18 protein-coding genes are annotated in these 22,647 nt (G+C 57.0%); 13 read left to right on the forward strand and 5 right to left on the reverse strand.

Annotated elements, in window-relative coordinates; all coding sequences use genetic code 11:
- Positions 1-5: 5 nt before the first annotated feature.
- The 5 genes from FQ182_RS08750 to FQ182_RS08770 all read right to left on the reverse strand — a co-directional run bounded on the left by FQ182_RS08750 (position 6) and on the right by FQ182_RS08770 (position 6,662).
- Positions 6-2,327: a lipase family protein gene (locus FQ182_RS08750; RefSeq protein ID WP_149412645.1), complete on the reverse strand. Its 2,322-nt coding sequence runs from the start codon at positions 2,325-2,327 to the stop codon at positions 6-8.
- Positions 2,324-3,118: a hypothetical protein gene (locus FQ182_RS08755; protein ID WP_149412644.1), complete on the reverse strand. Its 795-nt coding sequence runs from the start codon at positions 3,116-3,118 to the stop codon at positions 2,324-2,326. The genes FQ182_RS08750 and FQ182_RS08755 overlap by 4 nt, the downstream gene beginning before the upstream one ends.
- Positions 3,115-3,963, reverse strand: coding sequence for a DUF4123 domain-containing protein (locus tag FQ182_RS08760; RefSeq protein WP_149412643.1), 849 nt, complete (start codon positions 3,961-3,963; stop codon positions 3,115-3,117). Before FQ182_RS08760 ends, FQ182_RS08755 begins: the two co-directional genes overlap by 4 nt.
- Positions 3,960-6,035, reverse strand: coding sequence for a type VI secretion system tip protein VgrG (locus tag FQ182_RS08765; RefSeq protein WP_149412642.1), 2,076 nt, complete (start codon positions 6,033-6,035; stop codon positions 3,960-3,962). The genes FQ182_RS08760 and FQ182_RS08765 overlap by 4 nt, the downstream gene beginning before the upstream one ends.
- Before the next feature lie 108 nt (positions 6,036-6,143).
- Positions 6,144-6,662: an Hcp family type VI secretion system effector gene (locus FQ182_RS08770; protein WP_149412641.1), complete on the reverse strand. Its 519-nt coding sequence runs from the start codon at positions 6,660-6,662 to the stop codon at positions 6,144-6,146.
- 722 nt (positions 6,663-7,384) lie between these two features.
- Between FQ182_RS08770 and tssA the strand changes: the two genes are divergently transcribed.
- The 13 genes from tssA to icmH all read left to right on the forward strand — a co-directional run bounded on the left by tssA (position 7,385) and on the right by icmH (position 22,640).
- Positions 7,385-8,941 (forward strand): type VI secretion system protein TssA, encoded by a 1,557-nt coding sequence (gene tssA / locus FQ182_RS08775; RefSeq protein ID WP_149412640.1) that lies wholly within the window; start codon positions 7,385-7,387, stop codon positions 8,939-8,941.
- A gap of 32 nt (positions 8,942-8,973) precedes the next feature.
- The gene (gene tssB / locus FQ182_RS08780; RefSeq protein ID WP_149412639.1) at positions 8,974-9,477 is read left to right on the forward strand and encodes a type VI secretion system contractile sheath small subunit; all 504 of its coding nucleotides are present in this window, start codon (positions 8,974-8,976) and stop codon (positions 9,475-9,477) included.
- Between the two features lie 28 nt (positions 9,478-9,505).
- Positions 9,506-10,981 (forward strand): type VI secretion system contractile sheath large subunit, encoded by a 1,476-nt coding sequence (gene tssC / locus FQ182_RS08785; protein WP_149412638.1) that lies wholly within the window; start codon positions 9,506-9,508, stop codon positions 10,979-10,981.
- Positions 10,982-10,995: 14 nt separating this feature from the next.
- Complete coding sequence (tssE, locus tag FQ182_RS08790) at positions 10,996-11,403, forward strand: type VI secretion system baseplate subunit TssE (RefSeq protein WP_149412637.1); 408 nt, start codon at positions 10,996-10,998, stop codon at positions 11,401-11,403.
- A gap of 161 nt (positions 11,404-11,564) precedes the next feature.
- Positions 11,565-13,352 carry a type VI secretion system baseplate subunit TssF gene (gene tssF, locus FQ182_RS08795; RefSeq protein ID WP_149412636.1) on the forward strand — a complete coding sequence of 596 codons (1,788 nt, stop codon included), beginning with the start codon at positions 11,565-11,567 and terminating at the stop codon, positions 13,350-13,352.
- The gene (gene tssG / locus FQ182_RS08800) at positions 13,316-14,323 is read left to right on the forward strand and encodes a type VI secretion system baseplate subunit TssG (protein WP_149412635.1); all 1,008 of its coding nucleotides are present in this window, start codon (positions 13,316-13,318) and stop codon (positions 14,321-14,323) included. Before tssF ends, tssG begins: the two co-directional genes overlap by 37 nt.
- 13 nt (positions 14,324-14,336) lie before the next feature.
- Positions 14,337-16,949: a type VI secretion system ATPase TssH gene (tssH, locus tag FQ182_RS08805; protein ID WP_149412634.1), complete on the forward strand. Its 2,613-nt coding sequence runs from the start codon at positions 14,337-14,339 to the stop codon at positions 16,947-16,949.
- A 10-nt stretch (positions 16,950-16,959) separates the two neighbouring features.
- Positions 16,960-18,477, forward strand: coding sequence for a sigma-54-dependent Fis family transcriptional regulator (locus FQ182_RS08810; protein ID WP_149412633.1), 1,518 nt, complete (start codon positions 16,960-16,962; stop codon positions 18,475-18,477).
- 87 nt (positions 18,478-18,564) lie between these two features.
- Positions 18,565-18,705 (forward strand): type VI secretion protein, encoded by a 141-nt coding sequence (locus FQ182_RS08815; protein WP_149412632.1) that lies wholly within the window; start codon positions 18,565-18,567, stop codon positions 18,703-18,705.
- A 17-nt stretch (positions 18,706-18,722) separates the two neighbouring features.
- On the forward strand, positions 18,723-19,919 hold the full coding sequence (gene tagH / locus FQ182_RS08820; RefSeq protein WP_149412631.1) for a type VI secretion system-associated FHA domain protein TagH: 1,197 nt from the start codon (positions 18,723-18,725) through the stop codon (positions 19,917-19,919).
- 5 nt (positions 19,920-19,924) lie between these two features.
- Positions 19,925-20,425 (forward strand): type VI secretion system lipoprotein TssJ, encoded by a 501-nt coding sequence (gene tssJ, locus FQ182_RS08825; RefSeq protein ID WP_149412630.1) that lies wholly within the window; start codon positions 19,925-19,927, stop codon positions 20,423-20,425.
- 2 nt (positions 20,426-20,427) lie between these two features.
- Positions 20,428-21,759: a type VI secretion system baseplate subunit TssK gene (gene tssK, locus FQ182_RS08830; RefSeq protein ID WP_149412629.1), complete on the forward strand. Its 1,332-nt coding sequence runs from the start codon at positions 20,428-20,430 to the stop codon at positions 21,757-21,759.
- A 5-nt stretch (positions 21,760-21,764) separates the two neighbouring features.
- Positions 21,765-22,640: a type IVB secretion system protein IcmH/DotU gene (icmH, locus tag FQ182_RS08835; RefSeq protein ID WP_149412628.1), complete on the forward strand. Its 876-nt coding sequence runs from the start codon at positions 21,765-21,767 to the stop codon at positions 22,638-22,640.
- Positions 22,641-22,647 lie beyond the last annotated feature (7 nt).

Below are 22,647 nucleotides of genomic sequence, written 5' to 3' on the forward strand. Positions count from 1 at the left end.
AAACGTTAGGCAATCGAATCAATATCCAAAAGGTAGGGGGCTCCCACAGTGTGCCCTCCCGTAATGGCTGCTATCGCCCGCTCATCATCGTCGGCTGCTGGCGGGGCCATTGCCAACTGCTCCTGCCTTCTGTTCTGCGCATGAGCTTTCCAACGAGGCAAATCGTCCTCAATCAGTTCGGGCAGTCCCGCGAACAAACCATACACATCGGCCTCACTGATACGGTCAGCCCGTAATTTTCCCAGTCGCGTCCGCGTAGTTTCGATGTTGTCGAATTCTTGTTGAAGAGCGGCCTTCTCCGCCGTTTTCGTATCTTTAAATTTTTCAGAGCTTGCAGCCAGACGGCTCTCCAAGGTGAGTAATTGCCGCTTGGCATTCTTTAATGCCTCATCCACCTGTTTAAACTCATCGTCAGTAACCAATGAGCAATTGGACGTCTGAGCATCCTGCCAGCGGCGCAGGCTAGCCCAACAGTTTGGAATGTAGCTGACGACCATTTTGTGGTCGGCATTATCAATTACTTGTCTCAGGAATGAGCCGCGATCAGGCAGGCCGTCAGTTGCCTTCAGCGCTACCGCACAACCGTGATCGTTGATGGTGCTGCAACCTGGCTTCCAGAGGATTGAGGACTTCACGCCTGTTTTAAAGTAGACCGGCATAAAGTGTCGCAGTTTGCCGTGGTGAGTGTAGGGCTCGCCGAGGATGTTTATCATGCCCAACACAAACCATGACACCCCGACAGCTGGGTTCAGCACCGTCACGACACCCTGTGCGATGTACTCCCGCTTGGTGGACGTATTCATCCATGTCGATGGAACGCTTGGCACCGGGTCGTTGTGGTTGACTATGCGGTGGTGAATCAGGGGCTTAGCCCCCTCAGCGAAAACTTTGTCACCGGCCCGTGGGGCACCGTAGGTGTAAAGCACAATGTCTGCTGCATACCGTTTATCACGTCGTAGCATTTCAGACACTATCAAGGCAATCGCCCCGCCCAGACTGTGCCCAGTGATGACCAGCTTTTGTCCGCTGTAAAACTTTTCCAGGTAAAGGACTATAAAGTCATAGGCCACCTTGGCCGCGTCATAAAATCCGCTATGCACCTTGCCAGGCCATTTTCCAAAGGGCACTTGATTGGCATCCATGTCGCGCAGCGCATCAGCCCCACCGGCGGTGCCCCGTATAGAGATCAAAATCAGCGTATCGTGGTGAGTGATGAAGGCTTGCGTATCGGTACCTTCGTCAGTTGCGCTGTCATCAAAAGAGTGAATTCTGGCCGGATTTTCCTGTTTTTTACCCAGGCTTGGGCTATTAACTTCCGAGTACAGTTCTGGGTCGAAGGGGACCACCTCCAGGCGCTTGGAGTACGGCACCTCCTCATACAACGGGTAATAGGCTTTCCCCCCAGCCTGCGCCGCGTCGACCTGCCAAAGCTCTTCAAATTTTGGAAGAGCGTCAGCAAACCAATTACCGATGCTCGGCTGTAAGGGAAAGCTCACACTGTCAGTTTCTACCGGATGGAAACGGGGTTGCTGAGCAAAGTCGCTGTAACTCAGGGTCGACATCAGCGCCAGTTGGTAGAGGTTGAGCGCGCAGAAATCATTGCTAGGCGACAGCATTGGGCGCAGGGCGCGCAGTGGGCGCACCTCCAGCACGGTGTGCCGGTTCGGCATTAGGGCGACGCCTCGTGGTGTGCGTGCAGGCGGTGCAAATCCCAGCTCCGCTATGGCCAAGTCGTTTGGCGTGATGACAACGTTCTTCCCGCCATCTAAAAAGCCGGTCTGCTGGACCTTAGAGTTTTTTGCCTGCGACTCCGGCCGAAATAACGAAAATACATGGGTGTTGGGTGGAAAACGACGCTCCACTATAGGTGGCAGATGCGCCATATGGTCCACCAGTTCACGCACTTCAACCTGGTAAAAGGTATTCGCCTCGCTCTGTGCCGGATTGGCATCTGTGCGGGAGCCAGACTTATTGAAAAAACGGGTTTTTTCGGCACGCACTTGCAGCTCGGTGATGGGCAGCGGGTAGTGTGGTCGTTCTCGCAAAAACGTATAAGCCTTTTCGCTTCCCTGGTATGGCTGATTAAGTTTGAGCACCACCGGGCCGCAATAATGGTTATCCACCTTGCCGGAGCCGGACGCATCCAGTTTGCCGGTGTAGCTGGCATTTTCGTAATCGGTGACCTCGTAGGCCAAACCGGCATAGGGTTTGCCATCACCCTGTTCATCCACCAATTGAAAACTGGTCGAGTGCCCACGTAACGGGCAGGTATGAATACGGCCGTCAAAGGACGGTTTGTCACCGTCTTTCAGGGGAACAACGCTCATGGAGTAACCTCCTTGTTTTCGGTGCAGCCGGGATAAATGGTGCAGACGCGTTCATCCACCATTTTGAAAGTGCTGAAGTCTTTGTAATTGCCATAGCAAAAGGCATATTGGTCTTCAAAATTGTCGCCCATACAACGCTTCCAGCCACCGGGTACCTTGACCCAAGTGTCGCCGATAGCGGGCTTTTCCTCATCAGCCAGCTTGATCTTCAGCTTCACGGTTTTGCCCGGCAACTGATCGAGGGTGTACGCGGCAAACGGACGACCTTTGGTGACATTGCCCTGGGCGTCGGTGCTTTTGCAGTAGAGGATTTTGGTGATGTAACGCTGAGGGCCAATCGTGCGAAAAAACCACTGACACTGCCCGGAAAACTGACTTTCGCCAGCAGCATTGAAGGTGCCCTTCTCGTGAGAGTCGAGATAATCCCTTACTGCGACAAACCCGGAGTCACGGCTGAAGTCGCCTCGGTCTTTCCCGTAGGCCGCGTTGATATCGAGCTCAATGCTGTGCAGCATCAACTCGCAGCCTTTGCGGGTCCGGTGTATTTCAATCTGCGCATCAGGCTTGTATTCAGTTCGCCACTCACGGTTGAACTGTGACTTTAGGTTGTCACGCTTACCCAGGTTGCAGGATTGACCAGGAACGGGCACGTAGGCCACGGACGCGACGTAGGCAAATCCCGGTGGCAAGTCGGCGGTAAAGGTAAAGGTGTTGGACTTTCCAACGGCTGAGCAGCCGACGGTCAGGGCGAGGCAACTGCCGAGAATTAAACTGTGAATGACGCGTTTCATACGGGGGCATCTCCCTGCCAATACAGCGTTTCCTGATAAACCCGGTCAAAGTGCATCGCCGGGGTTTCGTTTGGCTGGGGTAGCCAGGTTTTTGGTGGCGCGTAGTCCGGCGCGAGCAAACTTTGTGTCAGCAAAAAATGAATGCTGTCGGGTTCCTGCCAGCCCCAGGTGTGCGCTAGGTCGAGCTGGCCGCGTAGCCAGGTATCAATGTCTTGCTGTTGGGCCAGATCGAGCAACTTATCGGTGTATTCGCGGACCAGGTAACGGCGCGTATTGTCGAACTGTATGCTCTTGAATGTGGCTTCTGGCGTAGGGGTATGGCACCAGGCGGGGTCTGTCGGCAGGGAATGAACACCGGGATTGGGATTGTCGATGACAGTCCACTGCTCAGCCTGCCAGTAACATACGCTGGTCATAAGGCCGAGGTAGTCCGCACGCTGCTCGGGTTGCAGATAGGCCAGTGCACGCCCAAGTACGCGGTTATCGTGAAAGCGATAAAGCGCTTGGTTCGGGCGCTCACCCATCACCAGACGGTTCTGCCAATGGGCGGTCAACGCATCGAGGTCGGAGCGTGCAGCGCTCGCAAGCCAACCCCAGTGACGGTCTGGAGTATTGAGCAGGGCCTGAAGGACCGGATGTTCTGCCGCGTCTAAGTGAAATAGGTAGGGTGCAACGTTCGCCAATGAGTCAGCCGGTGTACCAATATACAAGTTGCGGTACTGGTCTACTCCAAGTTCGCTGACCAACGCATTGCGTTCGTCGAGTTGGCCATCAGAGTCCAGTACCAAGTAAAGGTGTCGTCCCTGCTTGGTTTGCTCCTGTAGCCATTGTTCAAGGGTATTCATGCACTCTCTCCAATGCTGCATAGGCCATCACGACAGGCCTCGCAGAGCGGGCAGTAGTCCGCCGCTTGCTGCTTGGCGGCGGTCAAGATGGACAGCGGATTAGCGATAATCGCCTGTGGTGCGCTGACCAGCGCCTGTGCGGCTTGAAGCGAAGGAACACCTGCTACGGGCGCACCTCCCTGGACGATGGGCACGCTGCTGAAAATTCCGCCTGCGGTGATGAGGATGTGTTGACCACCTGCCTGGAGCGTCAAGCTCATTCCGGCATTGATCACCACGTTGGCGGCGGAAACATGGGCTTGTGTACCGGCCTGAATCACCAGCGTACCGTCTGCCGTAGTGCTGCTATTACCGGTGATGCTGATCAGTTCGTTACCACCGATCACCGTGTTACGCAGACCTTGGGTGGTGTGCAGTTCGTCACCCTTGATCAAGCTGGAACTGTTGTTGTCCACTTGCTCAAAGCGATCATTACTGATCAGGCTGTGACTGTTGCGAGTAATTTGCTCGCTGCGGTCGTTACCGATCTTGGTGTCGCTGTCGTTGAGGATCACCTGTTCGATGTCACGCTGAGCACGCAGGTAGATCAGCTCCCGCCCAGCGCGGTCTTCAATCGACAATTCGTTGTAACCACCACTGTGCGGCGAGCTATGGCTACGCAGGACCGTTTTGGTTTTGTTCGCAGGCAAGGCGTACGGCACAGGCATGACCTTGTTAGGCACGCAACCGGTAATTAACGGATTGTCGGGATTACCTTCCAGGTAGGTCACCACAACTTCCATGCCGATGCGCGGTATGGTCACCGAACCGAAACCTTCCCCCGCCCAGCTGGATGATACCCGCAGCCAGCAACTGCTCTTGTCGCTGCCCAGTTCGGCGCGGTCCCAATGGAACTCGACCTTAACCCGCCCGTATTCATCGCAAAAGATTTCTTCCCCTGCTGGGCCGGTGACTCGGGCGGTCTGGCTAACCAGCACTGTATTACGCGCAACCAAAGGTGGACGGTAGAACACGTCCCAGGGAATCGCACTGAAGGTATTGCGGTAACCTTGGGTAAAGCCATCTTCAGGGTTTGCATCGCTGGTGATTGCTTCCTCCAGTGACTGAGGTTGCTTCCCTGAGTGCGTCACACTCAGCAGCAGCCACAACGCGTTGCACTGCTGACGCGGATGTTCGGTCAGGTCGAAGAAGTGGCCACTGCGCAGGATCGGCTGGTCGCTTTTACCCTCGGCCAACTGGTAGTCGGTACGGTGCCGCTCCAGGGCCTGCCGGGCAATCTGTTTGCCGCGCTTTTCATTCTCGATCAGCACCGGGTAACGGTAGTCTTCGAGAGCCGGAGTGAACTCGGCAGTGAATTGGCTTTCCAACAACGAACTGGGCCGTTTTAAATCATAGCCCCGACGCGTCGCCGTGCTGGTGCGGGTGCTGAAACGCATGGAGAACTGGCTGACGACTGGGTGATCCGCGGCCAGGCCGGAGCCTTGCTGATACGGTGTGCCCCCCAGCTTGGGGAAATAGGTCTGATCGTCAGTGAACACCAACTGATGGCCATCCTGGCTGTGCTGGTGGTGCCACGAAATTCCATCTTCACTGCACAGCCTCTGGATGAACTCGAAGTCGCTTTCCCCGTACTCGGTACAGTATTCGCGCTCTGGACTGGTGCTGACATGGAAGGTATACGCATCGGCCTGGATGCCATGTCCGTTGAGTACCTGGGCGATGATTTGTGGCACCGTTAGGTGCTGGAAGATCCGTTGGTTGTGGCTGAACTGCAAATAGTGCAGAGCAGGCACCAAGGTCAGGTGATAGCGGGTCAGACGCTTACCCGTTTCACCCACAAAAACATCTTCGATACGCCCATGAATACCTTCCCCATTCAGGCCAAACTGGAGAAAAGCCGGCTGGCTGAGCAGGCTCTCCAGATCGAAATCAGGGGACTCGCTGACCAGTTCAACCTGGATCGCATACAAGCTGCTGATGGCTTCGGTACCCTTAAAGGCCAGCACCTTGAACTCGTTGCGAACAGAGGGAATCAGTAACGTGAAGTGTGCAGCATTGGCCGCCGCGAACATACGCTTATCCTTAGCTGAGAGAGGAGGCAAAACGCGACGCCCACCTTAAACGTAATAAACGGCATCAACCGTTAGAAACGGTCGATGCCGCGAAACAGCTAGTCAGTTTCAGCCTGCGACAGGGGTGCGCCAGTCATCAGAGCCGGAGGTGCCGGACACTTCGTGGGTCCAGGTGATTTTGCGGTAGGTGAACTCAACGTCTTCCAGGTGCGTGAAGTGCGAGTTCGACGGGTCCTGGCAGTTATGCATGTAGTCCTTGATGTCGACGATGATCGCGTCTTCGAGTTTGGTGGTGAAGTAGTGCTCTTGAGTACCCGCTGCCGAGGTGCGATACCACTGGATGGTAATCTCGATCAGGCGCTCGCCGGAAGTCAGCGCAGCCAGCAGCAGTGGTGAGGACTTGTCGAACACCTTGGTGATTTTGACAGGCTTGTGAACGCGTTGGCCGGTCGGTTGGCCCGATTGCGGATCGCGAGGAATGATCACTTCGTGGCTGAAGCCCTGAACCATGACCTGGTCTTCATGACCTTCCTGGTAGGTGTTGCCGACCGAGTCAGCGGTGAAGGCACCGGCGGTGATCAGACCTTGCTTGGTACCCGTGATGGACATATACGCTGGCGTAGCCATGGATGCTCTCCGTGCTGAAAATATAGGAGCCCACAGGCATATTTGCGTTGCAGGCGACAAACTACCATCAAAATTTATGCCAGCGAAATTAAAGTCCTTATCTATCAATATCATGACTGAAAAGTCGTAGATTTAACTCATTACTTACATAGGAATCATCAATAAAAGTGCGCAATAAGTTGCGCAGTGCTGTGCAACTTCTTGCGCACTTGTCTGTACATAATGAAATATATGCTCTGCAGAGATCTATCCACAGTGTTGTCCACAATTTAGCGTGCAACTTTTGGCGCATGACGGCGATGTAATGTCGCGCGGTAGTTGCAGCATCCAGAAAGCATTAGGCTTGTAGGAATTTTCCTCGTGCACTTTAAGAATAGTCCTACATCTTTATCTATCGCGATGCGTGTATGGTGCGTCCATCATATTTATTTTCGGGAAGCTCTCAAGTCGTCAGATAGGATCGTAAAAATAAGGGGCGCGCTAGGGAGGGATGTAGCTGTATTTCAATTGTTTAGGCTAGGCAGGCAAGTGCTTAAGCATTAGTGCGATGGTGTTGACTTTTATAAATAAAATTCCTTGAAATATGATTTCCGATGATTGCGCTGCGCGTACATGAAAGCGCACATGCAATGAAAGATTTAAAGGCTTCATCATTCTTTTGCTATCTAACGCCATTGCAACTCCAATGGCTGTGGCGTGGTAATTTTAATTAAAGGTCATGGATGTCCTACTCCAGCAAACTTTCTGCTCATTATCTTGACCTCGCGAAAACCTCTATTTCCAAAGAGGCTTTTACGGGCGAGGACGTTCGTTTTTCGAGCGAGTATGAAACATTGGAAAGCGAGCTGGGTAAGGCCCAATCCATGCACGAAAGTGGTCAGATTGACTGGCTGAAAATCTGCGAAAACAGCGAAAGCCTGCTCGGCACCCAGTCCAAGGATTTACGAGTTGGTGCTTGGTTGACTTGGGGCCTGTACCAGCGCGAATCCTTCCCGGGGCTGTTGGCTGGCCTCGGACTTCTGCAGCATCTGTGTGAGAACCATTGGGCTGAGATTCACCCGAGCAAGGCTCGCACCCGCGCAGCTGCCCTCAGTTGGTTGGTGCCGCGTCTTGAGCAGGTGCTGAACGAAAATATCGCGATCAAAGAGCAACTGCCTATGTTCCGCCGGATGGTGGAGCGCCTGGAAGGTCTCGATACCGTCTGCACTGAACACCTCGGCGATGACGCGCCACTGCTACTGCCGATCTCCCGCCGCCTGAAAAACATGGTCCAGCGCGCCGCTGATAACCAGCCAGAACCTGGCATGGTGGGTACTGCGGTTGCGCAGGTTAAGCAGGTTGCTACGCAATTGTTTGCCCCTGGCGAGCCGATCGACAACGAGAAAGAGGCCCACAAGGCCTTGCGCGCTCAGCAAGAAAACGCCCGTCCATTATGCGCCTGGTGGCTCAAGCAGAAAGCCACCGACTTGCGTGCGCTACGCCTCAATCGCACGCTGTTGTGGCTGCCCATCGATGCTATTCCCGAGCGCAACACCGAGCAGATCACATCGCTGCGCGGTCTGCCGGAGGACAAACTGAAGACCTATCAGAATCGCTATGATCAAGCCAAATACGCAGACCTGATCGTGGAGCTGGAGGCGAGCTTGGCGAAGGCGCCATTCTGGTTCGATGGCCAGCGAATGGTCTGGGAATGCTTGCAAGGGCTGAACGCTGAGATGGCGATGCGCGAAGTGGAAATTCACTTCGCGTTATTTATTCAGCGCCTGCCCGGCATCATCGAACTGCGCTTCCACAACGGTACCCCGTTCGCAGATCCGGCCACTCGCGCCTGGATCAGTGCCAACGTCACGCCGCACCTGCAAACCTCCAGTGCACCACGCAAGGTTGAAGCAACCGACACCCAATTGGCCTGGGAGTTGGCCCTGGAGGAAGTCCTGCCGATCTTGCGCAAAGACGGTCTCAAGGCTGCCGTGCAGATCCTCAAGCAGGGCCTGCAAAGCGCTCACGGCGGACGAGTTCGTTTTTTCTGGCAGTTTGCCCTAGCCCGGCTGTGCTTCGCAGCCAAGAAATACGAACTGGCCAAGACTCAGCTCGAAACTCTCGACCAAACATTATACGACTCAGGTCTGCAAGCCTGGGAGCCCGATCTTGTGCTCGAAGTGCTGCACTTGCTGCATAGCTGCTGCGAGTTATTACCGCAGAACCATGCTGTGCGAGAGCGTAAAGAAGAGATTTATCGCAGGTTGTGCCACCTCGATCTCGAAGTGGTACTCGAATAGGCCCCAGGGCCACAACCGCAAGGAGAAAAGCCATGGCCAAAGAAGGCTCGGTAGCCCCCAAAGAACGCATCAACGTCACCTTCAAACCCTCCACTGGCGGTGCTCAGGAAGAGATTGAACTGCCGCTGAAACTGCTGGCAATCGGTGACTACACCCACCGCAAAGACGAACGCAAAGTCGAAGATCGCAAGCCGATCAGTATCGACAAAATGACCTTCGACGAAGTGCTGGCCAAGCAAGCGTTGGAGCTGACACTGAGCGTACCGAACCGTCTTCAGGAAGAAGGCGACACTGAAGAACTGGCGGTGAAAGTGCGCGTCAGCTCGATGAAGGACTTCAACCCGGCCTCGCTGGTCGAGCAAGTGCCTGAGCTGAAAAAACTGATGGAATTGCGCGACGCGTTGGTGGCCCTCAAAGGCCCGCTGGGTAATGCACCTGCGTTCCGCAAAGCTATCGAAGGCGTTCTCGCCGACGACGAATCCCGCGGTCGCGTACTGGGTGAGCTGGGGTTGAACGCCGCAGCGCAAGACGCCTGAGTCTCTATCAGCCAAGGAAGCCAACACAATGAGCACTAGCGCAGCACAGCAAAAGAGCAAAGAAAACGGCGAATACAGCATTCTTGACAGCATCATCGCCGAAACCCGTCTGACACCGGACGACGAAGCCTACGACATTGCCAAGCGCGGTGTATCGGCCTTCATCGAGGAGCTGCTCAAGCCGCAGAATAATGGTGAGCCGGTTAAGAAGGCCATGGTTGATCGCATGATCGCCGAGATCGATGCCAAGCTCAGCCGCCAGATGGACGAAATCCTGCACCACCCAGCTTTCCAGTCCCTGGAGTCGTCGTGGCGTGGTCTGCAGTTGCTGGTTGATCGCACTAACTTCCGCGAAAACATCAAGATCGAAATTCTCAACGTCTCCAAAGAAGACCTGCTGGACGATTTCGACGATTCGCCGGAAGTGATGCAGTCTGGCCTGTACAAGCACATCTACACCGCTGAATACGGCCAGTTCGGTGGTCAGCCGGTTGGCGCAATTATCGCCAACTACTTCATGTCCCCAAGCTCGCCGGACGTGAAGCTGATGCAGTACGTGTCCAGCGTTGCCTGTATGTCTCACGCGCCGTTCATTGCTGCGGCCGGCCCGAAGTTCTTCGGCCTGGAAAGCTTCACCGGTCTGCCGGACCTGAAGGATCTAAAAGATCACTTCGAAGGCCCACAATTCGCCAAATGGCAGAGTTTCCGCCAGTCGGAAGACTCCCGTTACATTGGCCTGACTGTGCCGCGTTTCCTGCTGCGTAATCCGTACGACCCGGAAGAAAACCCGGTCAAATCGTTCGTCTACAAAGAAACTGTCGCCAACAGCCACGAACACTACCTGTGGGGCAATACCGCCTATGCGTTCGGCACCAAGCTGACCGACAGCTTCGCAAAATTCCGCTGGTGCCCGAACATCATTGGTCCGCAGAGCGGTGGCGCGGTTGAAGACCTGCCTTTGCATCACTTCGAAAGCATGGGCGAAATCGAAACCAAGATCCCTACCGAGGTTCTGGTTTCCGACCGCCGTGAATACGAACTGGCTGAGGAAGGCTTCATCTCCCTGACCATGCGCAAAGGCAGCGACAACGCGGCGTTCTTCTCCGCGAGCTCGGTGCAGAAGCCGAAATTCTTCGGCATCAGCGCAGAAGGCAAGGCTGCAGAGCTGAACTACAAGCTCGGCACCCAACTGCCGTACATGATGATCGTCAACCGCCTGGCCCATTACCTGAAAGTGCTGCAGCGCGAGCAACTCGGTTCGTGGAAGGAACGTACCGACCTGGAGCTTGAACTCAACAAGTGGATCCGCCAGTACGTCGCCGACCAGGAAAACCCAAGCGCCGAAGTCCGTGGCCGTCGTCCACTACGCGCTGCCCAGATCATCGTCAGTGATGTTGAAGGCGAGCCTGGCTGGTACCGCGTCAGCCTGAACGTGCGCCCGCACTTCAAGTACATGGGGGCCGATTTCACCTTGTCGCTGGTTGGCAAGTTGGACAAAGAGTAAGCGGAGCCTAACTCATGACTGGATACGGCAGCTTTTTCGAACGCCTAGGTGGCGACGCGGATAAACGCGTCGGCTGGAGCCGCGAGGTCTGCGCCATGGCGTCCGTGGCTGCCCATCTGGCCAAGATGCTCAGCACCCGTGCGGGCAGCGTGCAAACGCTGTCCGATTACGGGCTACCCGATCTCAATGACATGCGTCTGAGCCTGCACGACTCCCTGAGTCAGGCCCGTCTGGCCATCGAAAATTTCATCGAAGCCTACGAGCCACGCCTGAGCAATGTGCGTGTCATCTCCCTGCCGCGTGATCACGATCAGCTTCGCCTGTCCTTCAACATCGAAGGCCTGCTGGAAGTTGATGGTTTCAAGCGCCAGGTCAGTTTCGCCGCGTGCCTAGATGGCAGCGGTCAAGTCAAGGTCAGCTAATGAGTCTCGTATGCCCTGACGTCCAAAAAGGTAGGACTCGAATAATCATCGAGATGGGTGAAGTGCAGGGCTATCTCGACAGTGTGCCCGTAGGTGATTTCTTCGGCAGCCTGGCATTTAGGACAGGTTTTTCATGAGATCTAATACCAGGCAGGTGCCCCGTGTCCTTTAACCACTACTACCAAAGCGAACTCACTGCACTTCGTCAGTTAGGTCGTCGCTTTGCCGAGCGTAGCCCAGCGTTGGCGCCTTTTCTCGGCCAAGCCGGACGGGATCCAGACGTGGAGCGATTGCTGGAGGGTTTTGCATTCCTGACCGGGCGTCTGCGCCAGAAACTCGATGACGAGTTACCGGAGCTCAGCCATTCTCTGATGCAACTGCTGTGGCCCAACTACATGCGGCCGCTGCCGTCGTTCAGCATTTTGCAGTTCGATCCGTTGAAACGTTCTGGTCCGGCATTGATGGTCGAACGCGATACACCAGTGGAAAGCGTTCCGATTGATGACGTGCGTTGCCGATTTCGTACCTGCTATCCGACTGAAGTCCTGCCGTTGGACCTAACTGCGCTGAACTACTCGGTGAAGGGCGACGGCTCACTGTTGAGCCTGCGTTTGGAGATGAGCGCCGACGGTCACCTCGGTGAGCTGGAGTTGAGCCGCTTGCGTCTGCACTTTGCCGGCGAGCGTTACATCAGCCAGATGCTGTACCTGAGCCTGCTGCGTAACCTGGAAGGCATCGAGCTGATCCCGCTGGACGGCGCCGGCAACCCCATTAATGGCGTCAACGGCACGCCAATGGCGTTCAAAATGCCCGGCGACCGCGTGCAGCCGGTGGGTTTTGCTGAAGAAGAAGCGTTGATCCCGTACCCGCTGAACACCTTCCGTGGCTACCGCTACCTACAAGAGTATTTTGCCTTTCAGGACAAATTCCTGTTTGTCGATATCAACGGCCTGGACCTACTCAAGGCTTTGCCGGCAGACATCCTCGCGCAGGTGCGCGGTCTGGAGTTGCGTTTCGACATTCGCAAGAGTGGAGTCCTGCGCATGCGTCCGACCCTGGACAACGTGAAGCTTCACTGTACACCCATCGTTAATTTGTTCACTCACGATGCACTGCCGATCCGTCTTGACGGCAAGCAGGACGAGTACCTGCTGCTACCCGCCGAGTACGACCTGGAAAACTGCGGTGTGTTCTCGGTGGAAACCGTGACTGGCTGGAAACCTGGTGGCCTTGGTTATCAGGAGTATGTTCCGTTCGAATCCTTCGAGCACGATCCTAGTTTCGACGTACCCAACAGCCGTCCTCACTACAGCATTCGCCAGCGTTCTTCCTCGCTGCACGATGGCCTCGACACTTACCTGAGCTTCGGCATCCGCCACACCGAAGCCCACGAAACCCTGTCGATCGAGCTGATGTGCACCAACCAGAACCTACCGCGCAAGCTCAAGCTCGGCGACATCAACCAAGCCTGCGAAGAGACCCCGGATTTTCTCAGCTTTCGTAATATCACCCCGGCCACGTCGAGCTTCGCGCCGCCGCTGACCCATGACTTTCTGTGGAAGTTAATCAGCAATATGTCGCTCAACTACCTGTCACTGGCTGACGTCAACGCCTTGAAGGTGATTCTCGAAACCTACGACTTGCCGCGTTACTACGACCAGCAGGCAGAAAAGGTCAGCAGGCGCCTGTTGGGTGGACTCAAGTCCATCAAGCATCACCATGTCGACCGCCTGCATCGCGGGCTACCGGTACGTGGTTTGCGCACGGAACTGACCATCGACCCGCAAGGGTATATCGGCGAGGGCGACCTGTTCGTGTTCGCCTCTGTTCTTAACGAGTTTTTCGCGCTTTACGCCAGTCTCAATTCGTTTCACGAACTGCGGGTAAAAAGCACACAGGGAGAGGTGTACCAATGGACACCCCGTATGGGCCTCCAGCCGCTTCTTTAAGCGCGCTGACCCGAGGTATACGCGAGTACTCGCTGTTTCAGGCCGTGCTGCTGGTGGTTGACCGGCTGCGCGAGGCGCACCCGTACCTGAGCCAGGACGATTTGTACGACCAGCTGGAGTTCCAGGCCAACCCGAGCCTGGGCTTCCCGGGCAGTGACGTTGATCGTGTGGAGTTTTTCCATGAGCACGGGCAGATGCGCGCGCGCCTGCGCTTCAACCTGATTGGCCTGGTGGGCTCCGGGTCGCCGCTGCCGGCGTTTTATGGCGAGCAGGCACTGGGCGATAGCGAAGACGGCAACCCGACCCGTAACTTCCTTGACCTGTTCCACCATCGCCTGCAACGGCTGATGCTGCCGATCTGGCGCAAGTACCGCTACCGCGCGAGCTTCCAGAGTGGTGCCCTCGACCCGTTCTCCGCACAGCTTTTTGCCCTGATTGGCCTGGGCGGCGAAGAGATTCGCAAGGCCCAGGAACTGAACTGGAAACGCCTGCTGCCGTACCTCGGCCTACTCAGCTTGCGGGCGCACTCGGCGGCGCTGATCGAAGCGGTGCTGCGTTACTACTTCAAACACGCCGAGCTGACCATCGAGCAGTGCATCGAGCGTAGCGTGGAAATCCTCGACGAGCAGCGCAATCGCCTGGGCCGCGCCAACAGCATGCTAGGTGAAGATCTAGTGTTGGGCGAACACGTGCGCGACCGCAGCGGCAAATTCCGGATTCACATTCGCGAACTCGACTGGCTGCGCTTTCACGAATTCCTGCCGATCGGTTTCGGCTACCAGCCGCTGTGTGCGCTGGTGCGGTTCACCCTGCGTGACCCGCTCGATTACGACATTCGCCTGGTCTTGCGCCAGGAAGAAATCCGCGAACTGCGAATCGGTGAGCAGAACGCTTGTCGCCTGGGGTGGACCAGTTGGCTCGGCCGCGAAAAAGCGGACGGTGTGGTGACTCTGGGCAGCAAAATTCATTAAGGACAGATGACAAATGATCAACGTAGACCTGCAACAACTCATCCAGGCGCTGGATGCCGAAACCCGTCGTGACCTGGAAAGTTCCGCCGAACGCTGTGTGGCTCGTGGCGGCAGCAAGATCCTCGTCGAAGACCTGCTGCTGGGTTTGTTGGAACGTTCGCAAGGCTTGCTTGCCCGTGCGCTGCTGGATGCTGAAGTAGACGCTGGTGAACTCAGTGCAGCACTGCAATCACGGGTCGAGCACAGCGCTTCGCGCAACCCGGTGTTCGCCCCGGAACTGGTGCAGTGGCTGCAAGACGCCTTGTTGGTTGCCAACCTTGAACTGGGCCAGACCCAGGTCGAACAGGCTGCACTGATTCTCGCGTTGCTACGTAACCCGATGCGCTACGCCGGCAGTCGCTACCATCTGTTGCTGGCCAAATTGAATATCGACCGCTTGAAAGAGTTCGCTTTATCCCAGAAAGAGCCGTCGGCCACCGGTAAATTGAACGTGTCGAGTGAATTCCTGCTGCAACGCTTTACCCACAACCTGACCCAGCAGGCCCGCGACGGCAAACTCGACCCGGTGTTGTGCCGCGACGGCGCGATCCGGCAGATGGTTGACATCCTTGCTCGGCGCCGCAAGAACAACCCGATTGTTGTCGGCGAAGCTGGCGTCGGTAAAACGGCCATCGTCGAAGGCCTGGCCTCGCGTATTGCTGCTGGTGAAGTGCCGCAAGCGTTGAAAGGCGTCGAGTTGCTGTCTCTGGACATGGGCCTGTTGCAAGCCGGCGCTAGCGTCAAAGGGGAATTCGAACGTCGCCTCAAAGGCGTGATTGATGAAGTCAAAGCGTCGCCGAGGCCAATCATCCTGTTCATCGACGAAGCCCATACCCTGATCGGCGCGGGCGGCAATGCCGGTGGCTCCGACGCCGCCAACCTGCTTAAGCCAGCGTTGGCCCGAGGAGAGTTACGCACCATCGCTGCGACTACCTGGGCGGAGTACAAAAAGTACTTCGAGAAAGACCCCGCGCTGGCCCGTCGATTCCAGCCGGTGCAATTGCACGAGCCAACCGTCAGCGAGGCGGTGACCATCCTCCGTGGCCTGGCTCAGGTTTACGAGAAGAGCCACGGTATCTATTTGCGTGATGACGCGGTGGTCGCCGCTGCCGAGTTGTCCGCTCGTTACCTGGCGGGTCGTCAACTGCCAGATAAAGCTGTCGACGTACTGGACACCGCCTGTGCCCGTGTGCGCATCAGCCTCGCTGCCGCTCCGGAAAGCCTGGAACGGCTGCGTGGTGAGCTGGCAGAGGGTGGCCGCCAACGTCAGGCCCTGCGCCGCGATGCCGAGGCCGGTCTGCTGATCGACCACGAAGCGCTGGATGCGCTGGAAGAACGCCTGGAAGAAGCTGAATCCGAAATGGTCGCGCTGGAAACCCTCTGGACCGAACAGAAAAAATTGGCTGAGCATCTGTTGGAGCTGCGCCAACAACTGGCCAAGGCTCGTGAAGCCGTCTTAGGCACCGTAATCGAAACCCTGCCGGTAGAAGAAGCGCAAAGCGTCGAAACGCTGGAAGCCGCGCTCAACGAAACTCACAAAGCGCTGACCGAGTTGCAAGTCAAAGAGCGACTGGTGAGCTTCGAGGTCTGTCCGCGGCTTGTGGCTGAAGTGATCAGCGCCTGGACCGGCGTACCCCTGGCGCAGTTGGCCCTTGAGCACAATGCCAAGGTTGCCAGCTTCGCTGCTGACCTACGTGCCCGCATTCGTGGTCAGGAACAAGCCGTTCACACGCTTGATCGCTCGATGCGCGCTACCGCCGCCGGCCTGAACAAGCCCGATGCACCCGTGGGTGTGTTCCTGCTGGTTGGCCCAAGTGGCGTCGGCAAGACCGAAACTGCATTGGCCCTCGCTGATTTGTTGTACGGCGGTGATCGCTTCATTACCACCATCAACATGTCCGAATTCCAGGAGAAGCATACCGTTTCGCGCCTGATCGGTGCGCCGCCAGGCTACGTCGGTTATGGCGAGGGCGGCATGCTCACCGAAGCCGTACGACAGAAACCGTATTCCGTCGTGCTGCTCGATGAAGTCGAGAAGGCTGACCCGGACGTGCTCAACCTGTTTTACCAAATCTTTGACAAGGGCGTAGCTAACGATGGCGAAGGGCGCGAGATCGACTTTCGCAACACGCTGATTCTGATGACCTCTAACCTGGGCAGCGACCACATCAGCGAACTCTGCGAAAACGGCGCACGGCCATCGGCTGAAACTCTCGAAGAAACCATTCGCCCGGTGCTGAGCAAGTACTTCAAACCGGCACTGTTGGCGCGGATGCGTGTGGTGCCTTACTACCCGGTCGGTGGGTCGGTGCTACGCGAGCTGATCGAAATCAAACTCGATCGTCTAGGCGAGCGCCTGAACCGTCGTCAGCTCGACTTCACTTACTCACAGGACCTTGTCGATCACCTGGCCGAACGCTGCACCCAAAGCGACAGCGGCGCACGCCTGATCGACTATTTGCTGGACCTGCACGTGCTGCCGTTGGTGGCTGACCGTTTGCTGGACGCGATGGCCACCGGCGAAAGCCTCAAGCGCGTTCACGCAACGCTTGACGGCAACGCCAGCGTGATCTGCGAGTTTGCCTGAGGTGGGTGTGATGTTCAGTCAAGTACCGCAACCACTGCTCTATGCCGAAGCCTTATTTGCGCAGTTCGCCAGTCTGTCGCGAGCGACGGATGGAACTGCGCTGCTGGGTGACTTCGTGCGCTGTCTGACCGAGCTCAGCGGTTGTGAGTTGGCACAACTGTACCTGCTGGACGCTACCCATACCTGCCTCGGGATGAATGCGGAGTGCCTCAATGGCAACCTGCAACCCCGTGAAACGGCTAGCTTGCCAGCGGACTACAACGGCGAGCAACTGCTGCAATTTGCGCTGTGCCAGAACCGCGTAGTGTTCATTGGTGAATTGAGCGGCAGTCTGCACGAGACCAGTTTTCTGCCGAGCCAGGCGAGGCCATGGCAATCACTGCTGTGCGTGCCGCTGGTCAATCAGCAGAAATCTGTGGAAGGGTTATTGCTGTGTGCCAGTCATCAGCACATCGAACTGCAAGGCTTCGCCGATTCGGTTGGTCGACTTGGCTCGTTCGTGCTGGGCCATTTGCATTTGCTGCAGCGTTTACGACGGCCGAGCGGCAGCGCATCGCCGGCACCGCTCGTCGCTCCGAGCGCCAGCGGTTATGGCCTGACGGGTAAAAGCGCAGCGATGCGCCAGGTCTATTCGCTGATCAGCAAAGTCTTGCACAGCCCCTACACCGTGCTGCTGGGTGGCGAAACTGGTACTGGCAAGGAGGTGGTTGCCCGGGCTATCCACGAATGCGGACCGCGTCGCTCCCAGGCGTTTATCGTGCAGAACTGCGCGGCGGTCCCGGAAAACCTGCTGGAAAGCGAGCTGTTCGGTTACCGCAAAGGCGCCTTCACGGGAGCCGACCGTGACCGATCCGGGCTGTTCGACGCAGCCAACGGCGGGACCTTATTGCTTGATGAGGTCGGTGACATGCCGCTGTCGCTGCAAGCCAAGCTTTTGCGGGTGCTGCAAGAGGGCGAGGTTCGTCCGCTGGGCTCCAACGATACCCACAAGATTGACGTGCGCATCATTGCCGCGACACATAGGGACTTATCGGAGCTGGTCAGCCAAGGGAAGTTTCGCGAGGATTTGTACTACCGTCTCGCGCAGTTTCCTATTGAACTACCGGCCTTGCGTCAACGCGAAGACGACATCCTCGACTTGGCACGGCACTTCGCCGACAAGGCCTGTACGTTCTTGCAGCGCGATGAGGTGAGTTGGTCCAACGGAGTGCTGGATCTTTTGGCCAGCTACGCGTTCCCCGGCAACGTGCGTGAACTCAAGGGTTTGGTCGAACGTGCGGTGCTTCTCTGCGAAGGCGGCGAGTTGCTGGTAGAACACTTCTCCCTGCGTATGGACACCATACCTGAGGTCGGAAGGCTGAACTTGCGCGAACGGTTGGAGCAGATTGAGCGCAGCCTGCTGATCGATTGCCTGCGTAAGAACGACGGTAATCAAACCCTCTCCGCTCGCGAGCTCGGTCTACCACGGCGCACATTCCTCTACCGCCTCGGACGCCTGAACATCAACGTGGGAAATGTCGATGGGTAGGCCCAATACGCTCGATTTCAATCCCCCCGCTTTTAACAGCCTTAACCGTAAGGGCCGGCACTTTGTGCCGCCCCTGGAGACCTTCTGATGTCTATTCGTCACTGGCAAGCCGTCCTGCTGACAGTTGTCGTTCTATGTGGCCTCGGCGGCTGCAGCGGCAATTACAAATACAACGACAACACCTATCGCCCATTGGGCGATCCGCAGGCGGTCAATCGCGGCAAGTGACCGCAAGGAGCATCACCATGGAACTGGTTTTCGAAATGCTGAACACCAAGCAGTTCGTACCTACGCAGTTGTGCCAGAAGACCTTCAAACAGGCCGGCGGCGTGATTGGTCGGGGGGAAGATTGCGACTGGATCATTCCGGACCGCAAGCGTCACCTGTCCAACCATCACGCGTTGATCAGCTACCGCGAAGGCACGTTTTTCCTGACCGATACCAGCAGCAACGGAATCCAGAATAGTGCCAGCGGCGCACGCTTGCACAAGGGCGATATGGTACGTATCGAGCACGGCAGCGTATACGTGCTGGGTGATTTCGAGATCCGTGCACGGCTAGTTCACGCCCTGGCGACTTCCGATGTGGAGGTCGGTCGTCCGCAAGCCGCTGGCAGTATCATTCCTGATGATGCGTTCCTCGACCTCGACCCGCTGAATGCTCTAGACCAGCAGGAACGTGTGTATTCGGAAATCGACGAGCTGATCTCGCCAAGCACGGCGCCGGAAGACACCCGTCAGCGCGCCGACTATGCGCGCATCGACATGGAAAGCCTGATGGTGCCGGAGCTGATCAATGCCCCGGCCGAACCTGCGCCCGCCCCGGCGCCGAAAGCCGTCGAGCGTCAGAGTGAAAGCTTCTGGGATCACTTTGGTGCTGCCCTGGGCGTGGACTTCAAAGGCCTCGACCACAACGCCAAGGAAGCGCTCGCGCTCAACGCCGCACGCCTGCTCAAGCAAAGCGTCGGCGGTTTGCAGCAGAGCCTGCGCACCCGCAGCGAGTTGAAGAATGAACTACGCCTGGCTCAGACCACCGTGCAAGGCACGCAGAAAAACCCTCTGAAATTCGCCGTTGATGCCGGTGAAGCGCTGGGCATTCTGTTGCAGCCGAACAAGTTGGGCCAGTTGCCGGCCGAGCAGGCGATCTCTCGTACGTTCCGTGATTTGCAGGCGCATCAGGTCGCGTTGCTGACCGCCAGTCGTGCAGCGGTTCGCAGCACCCTGGAGCATTTCTCACCACAGCAACTGACCCTGCGTTTCGAGCGTGACAACAAGCCGTTGCTGGCCACCTCTGGCAGTCGCTGGAGAGCTTATGGGCGCTATCACCAGGCTTTGCGCCAGGATGATGATTGGAGCGAGCGCCTGCTGGCCCGCGACTTTGCTCAGGCCTACGAAGAACAGATCCGCCTGATTTCCACCCTCCACACCGACCACCAAGGATGATGCGCATGTCTGGCCGCTCGACTGATTTTTTTAAGGTGCTGACTGCGCTGACCACCTTGGCACTGATGGCCGGTTGCTCGACGCTATCGCCATATTCCCACGTCACCAAACTCAACCTGAAGCTGACGGCCAGCGATCAGTTGAACCCGGACCTCAACGGTCGTCCGTCGCCGATTGTCGTTCGCCTGTTCGAACTCAAGCACCCGGCGGCGTTCGAGAACGCAGACTTTTTCAGCCTGTACGAGCGTGCCAAGGAGTCCCTGGTTCCGGACATGGTGTCGACCGAGGAGCTGGAGCTGCGTCCGGGCGAAACCGTCGAACTCAAGCTTAGCGTCGAGGAGGGTAGCCGCTACGTCGGTGTCCTCGCGGCCTACCGCGACCTGCCGGATACCAAATGGCGCTACACCCTACAAGTCGCCCCGGTGGAAGTCACCGACGCCGACCTGATCCTCGACCAGAGCGGAATTCGCAACACCCATGAATTGCTAGTCAAGGCGGCTGACTGACCATGAACTCCCATAAAGTCATTTGGCAGGAAGGCATGTTGCTGCGTCCGCAGCACTTCCAGCACAACGATCGCTACTACGACCACCAGATGAAGACCCGCACCCAATTACTGGGCAGCTACATCTGGGGCTTCCTCAACCTGGACATCGACTTGCAGTTCCTTAACATGGGCAAACTGGTGATCAGCCAGGCATCGGGGATTCTGCCGGACGGTAGCCTGTTTGAACTGGGTGGTAATACTGAACCGCTGGCCCTAGACGTGCCGCCGAACACCGGCAACACGCCAATCTATCTGGCTCTGCCGTTGGTCACCGGCAACCATGTCGAAGCCCGTCGGCCGGAGCAGTCCGACGTGCTGGCGCGCTATACCGCGTACGAAGCGGAAGTAGCCGACTCCAACGCTGGCGACGACTCCGCCAGCCAGGTCAGTTGCGCCCGCCCGGACTTCAAGCTATTGCTCGGCGAGCAGCAGAGCGATCAGGCGTACGTGAAGCTGAAAATCTGCGAAGTACTCGATACCACGCCGGACGGCGTGATCAGCCTCGCCCCGGAATTCGTACCAACCTACATCCAGGCGCATGCCTCCAGCTACCTGCTGTCTTGCCTCAAGGAAGTGATTAGCATGCTCGGCAACCGCGGCGACGCCATTGCTGACCGGATCCGTTCCAATGGCAAGGTGGGTGGCGCGGAAGTCGGCGACTTTATGATGCTTCAACTGATCAACCGTACCGAACTACTCCTGCGTCACTACCTCAGCCTGGAACAGGTTCATCCGGAAGAGCTGTACCGAACGCTGCTGACCATGCTCGGCGATCTGGCGACCTTCTCCAGTGAAAGTAAGCGGCCTCGTTTGGACAGCCGTTATCAGCACAGCGATCAGGGAGCAAGCTTCCGTAAATTGATGGACGCGATCCGTCAGGTATTGTCGATGGTGCTGGAACAGCACGCCATTGAGCTGGAGCTGCAAGCGCGTCAATACGGGATCATCGTCTCGCCGTTGCACGACCATAACCTGCTAGGTTCTGCCTCGTTTGTGCTGGCGGCGAGTGCCAACTGCGACTCCGAAGAATTGCGCCATCGCTTGCCGGCGCACCTCAAGGTCGGCCCGGTGGAGCGTATCCGTCAACTGGTCAACCTGCATCTACCAGGCATCAAGGTCAAACCGTTGCCTGTGGCCCCTCGGCAGATTGCGTTCCACTCCAACAAAACTTATTTCATTCTCGAACTCAGCTCCGAAGACTTGGCGCAACTCGAACGCTCCGGCGGTTTCGCGTTCCACGTGTCCGGCGAATTCGCCGAGCTTGAACTGAAATTTTGGGCCATCAGGAACTGACCGACATGATCAAGGATACGGAATACAGCCAGGACGATAAAACCGTCCTGCTCGACCGTCAGGGCCACGGTCCGGCGTCGAGTCCGCTGACGGACTTCGCTGCGCCGCCACGCTTCGAGCAGCTCGAAGAACGCATGATATACGCTGCGCGCTTGCGCCCGGCCGAAGCGTTCAATATCAGTCTGAACTCGCTGGTGGCTGCTGCCTCTGAGTTGTTGTCGGAAGTAGTGCGCCTCAAGCACAGCGCAACCCATGAAAACATGCACGTGCTCAACGAGCGACTGACCACCGGGCTGAAACTGTTTGAAGTCAGTGCCCTGCACAATGGTGCCGAAAGCAGCCAGGTGATGGCCGCCCGTTACGTGCTCTGCACCGTGGCTGACGAAGCTGTTGTCACCACGCCGTGGGGCAACGAAAGCGAGTGGTCGCAGATGAGCCTGCTCAGCAGCTTCCACAACGAAACCTTCGGCGGTGAGAAGTTTTTCCAGTTACTCGATCGCTTGTCGAAAAGCCCGGTCAAGCACCTGCCGATGCTGGAGTTGATGTACCTGTGCCTATCTTTGGGTTTCGAAGGCAAATACCGCGTACAAGCTCGCGGGATGCTCGAACTCGAAGGCATCCGCGACGCCTTGTATCGCCAGATCCGCCAGTTGCGCGGCGATACGCCACGCGAGTTGTCACCGCATTGGGAAGGCCTGAACGATCAGCGCCGTAGCTTGGTGCGCATCGTGCCGGTGTGGATGGTGGTGCTGTTTACCTTCGTCTGTCTGGTGATGATGTATTCGGGCTTCGCCTGGGTACTGGGCGAGCAGCGCGACACCGTTCTGCAACCTTATCAGCCGTTTGATCCGGCCGCGGCCCTGCCGCAGTCGCAGCCGTAAACAGGGA

This window comes from Pseudomonas sp. ANT_H4, from assembly GCF_008369295.1.
Classification (GTDB): domain Bacteria; phylum Pseudomonadota; class Gammaproteobacteria; order Pseudomonadales; family Pseudomonadaceae; genus Aquipseudomonas.

What these genes read in the sequence shown, in the direction of transcription:
- FQ182_RS08750 (WP_149412645.1), bottom strand. Translation starts at nt 2,327, where the DNA reads ATGAGCGTTGTTCCCCTGAAAGACGGTGACAAACCGTCCTTTGACGGC.
- FQ182_RS08755 (WP_149412644.1), bottom strand. Translation starts at nt 3,118, where the DNA reads ATGAAACGCGTCATTCACAGTTTAATTCTCGGCAGTTGCCTCGCCCTG.
- FQ182_RS08760 (WP_149412643.1), bottom strand. Translation starts at nt 3,963, where the DNA reads ATGAATACCCTTGAACAATGGCTACAGGAGCAAACCAAGCAGGGACGA.
- FQ182_RS08765 (WP_149412642.1), bottom strand. Translation starts at nt 6,035, where the DNA reads ATGTTCGCGGCGGCCAATGCTGCACACTTCACGTTACTGATTCCCTCT.
- FQ182_RS08770 (WP_149412641.1), bottom strand. Translation starts at nt 6,662, where the DNA reads ATGGCTACGCCAGCGTATATGTCCATCACGGGTACCAAGCAAGGTCTG.
- tssA (WP_149412640.1), top strand. Translation starts at nt 7,385, where the DNA reads ATGTCCTACTCCAGCAAACTTTCTGCTCATTATCTTGACCTCGCGAAA.
- tssB (WP_149412639.1), top strand. Translation starts at nt 8,974, where the DNA reads ATGGCCAAAGAAGGCTCGGTAGCCCCCAAAGAACGCATCAACGTCACC.
- tssC (WP_149412638.1), top strand. Translation starts at nt 9,506, where the DNA reads ATGAGCACTAGCGCAGCACAGCAAAAGAGCAAAGAAAACGGCGAATAC.
- tssE (WP_149412637.1), top strand. Translation starts at nt 10,996, where the DNA reads ATGACTGGATACGGCAGCTTTTTCGAACGCCTAGGTGGCGACGCGGAT.
- tssG (WP_149412635.1), top strand. Translation starts at nt 13,316, where the DNA reads ATGGACACCCCGTATGGGCCTCCAGCCGCTTCTTTAAGCGCGCTGACC.
- tssH (WP_149412634.1), top strand. Translation starts at nt 14,337, where the DNA reads ATGATCAACGTAGACCTGCAACAACTCATCCAGGCGCTGGATGCCGAA.
- FQ182_RS08810 (WP_149412633.1), top strand. Translation starts at nt 16,960, where the DNA reads ATGTTCAGTCAAGTACCGCAACCACTGCTCTATGCCGAAGCCTTATTT.
- FQ182_RS08815 (WP_149412632.1), top strand. Translation starts at nt 18,565, where the DNA reads ATGTCTATTCGTCACTGGCAAGCCGTCCTGCTGACAGTTGTCGTTCTA.
- tagH (WP_149412631.1), top strand. Translation starts at nt 18,723, where the DNA reads ATGGAACTGGTTTTCGAAATGCTGAACACCAAGCAGTTCGTACCTACG.
- tssJ (WP_149412630.1), top strand. Translation starts at nt 19,925, where the DNA reads ATGTCTGGCCGCTCGACTGATTTTTTTAAGGTGCTGACTGCGCTGACC.
- tssK (WP_149412629.1), top strand. Translation starts at nt 20,428, where the DNA reads ATGAACTCCCATAAAGTCATTTGGCAGGAAGGCATGTTGCTGCGTCCG.
- icmH (WP_149412628.1), top strand. Translation starts at nt 21,765, where the DNA reads ATGATCAAGGATACGGAATACAGCCAGGACGATAAAACCGTCCTGCTC.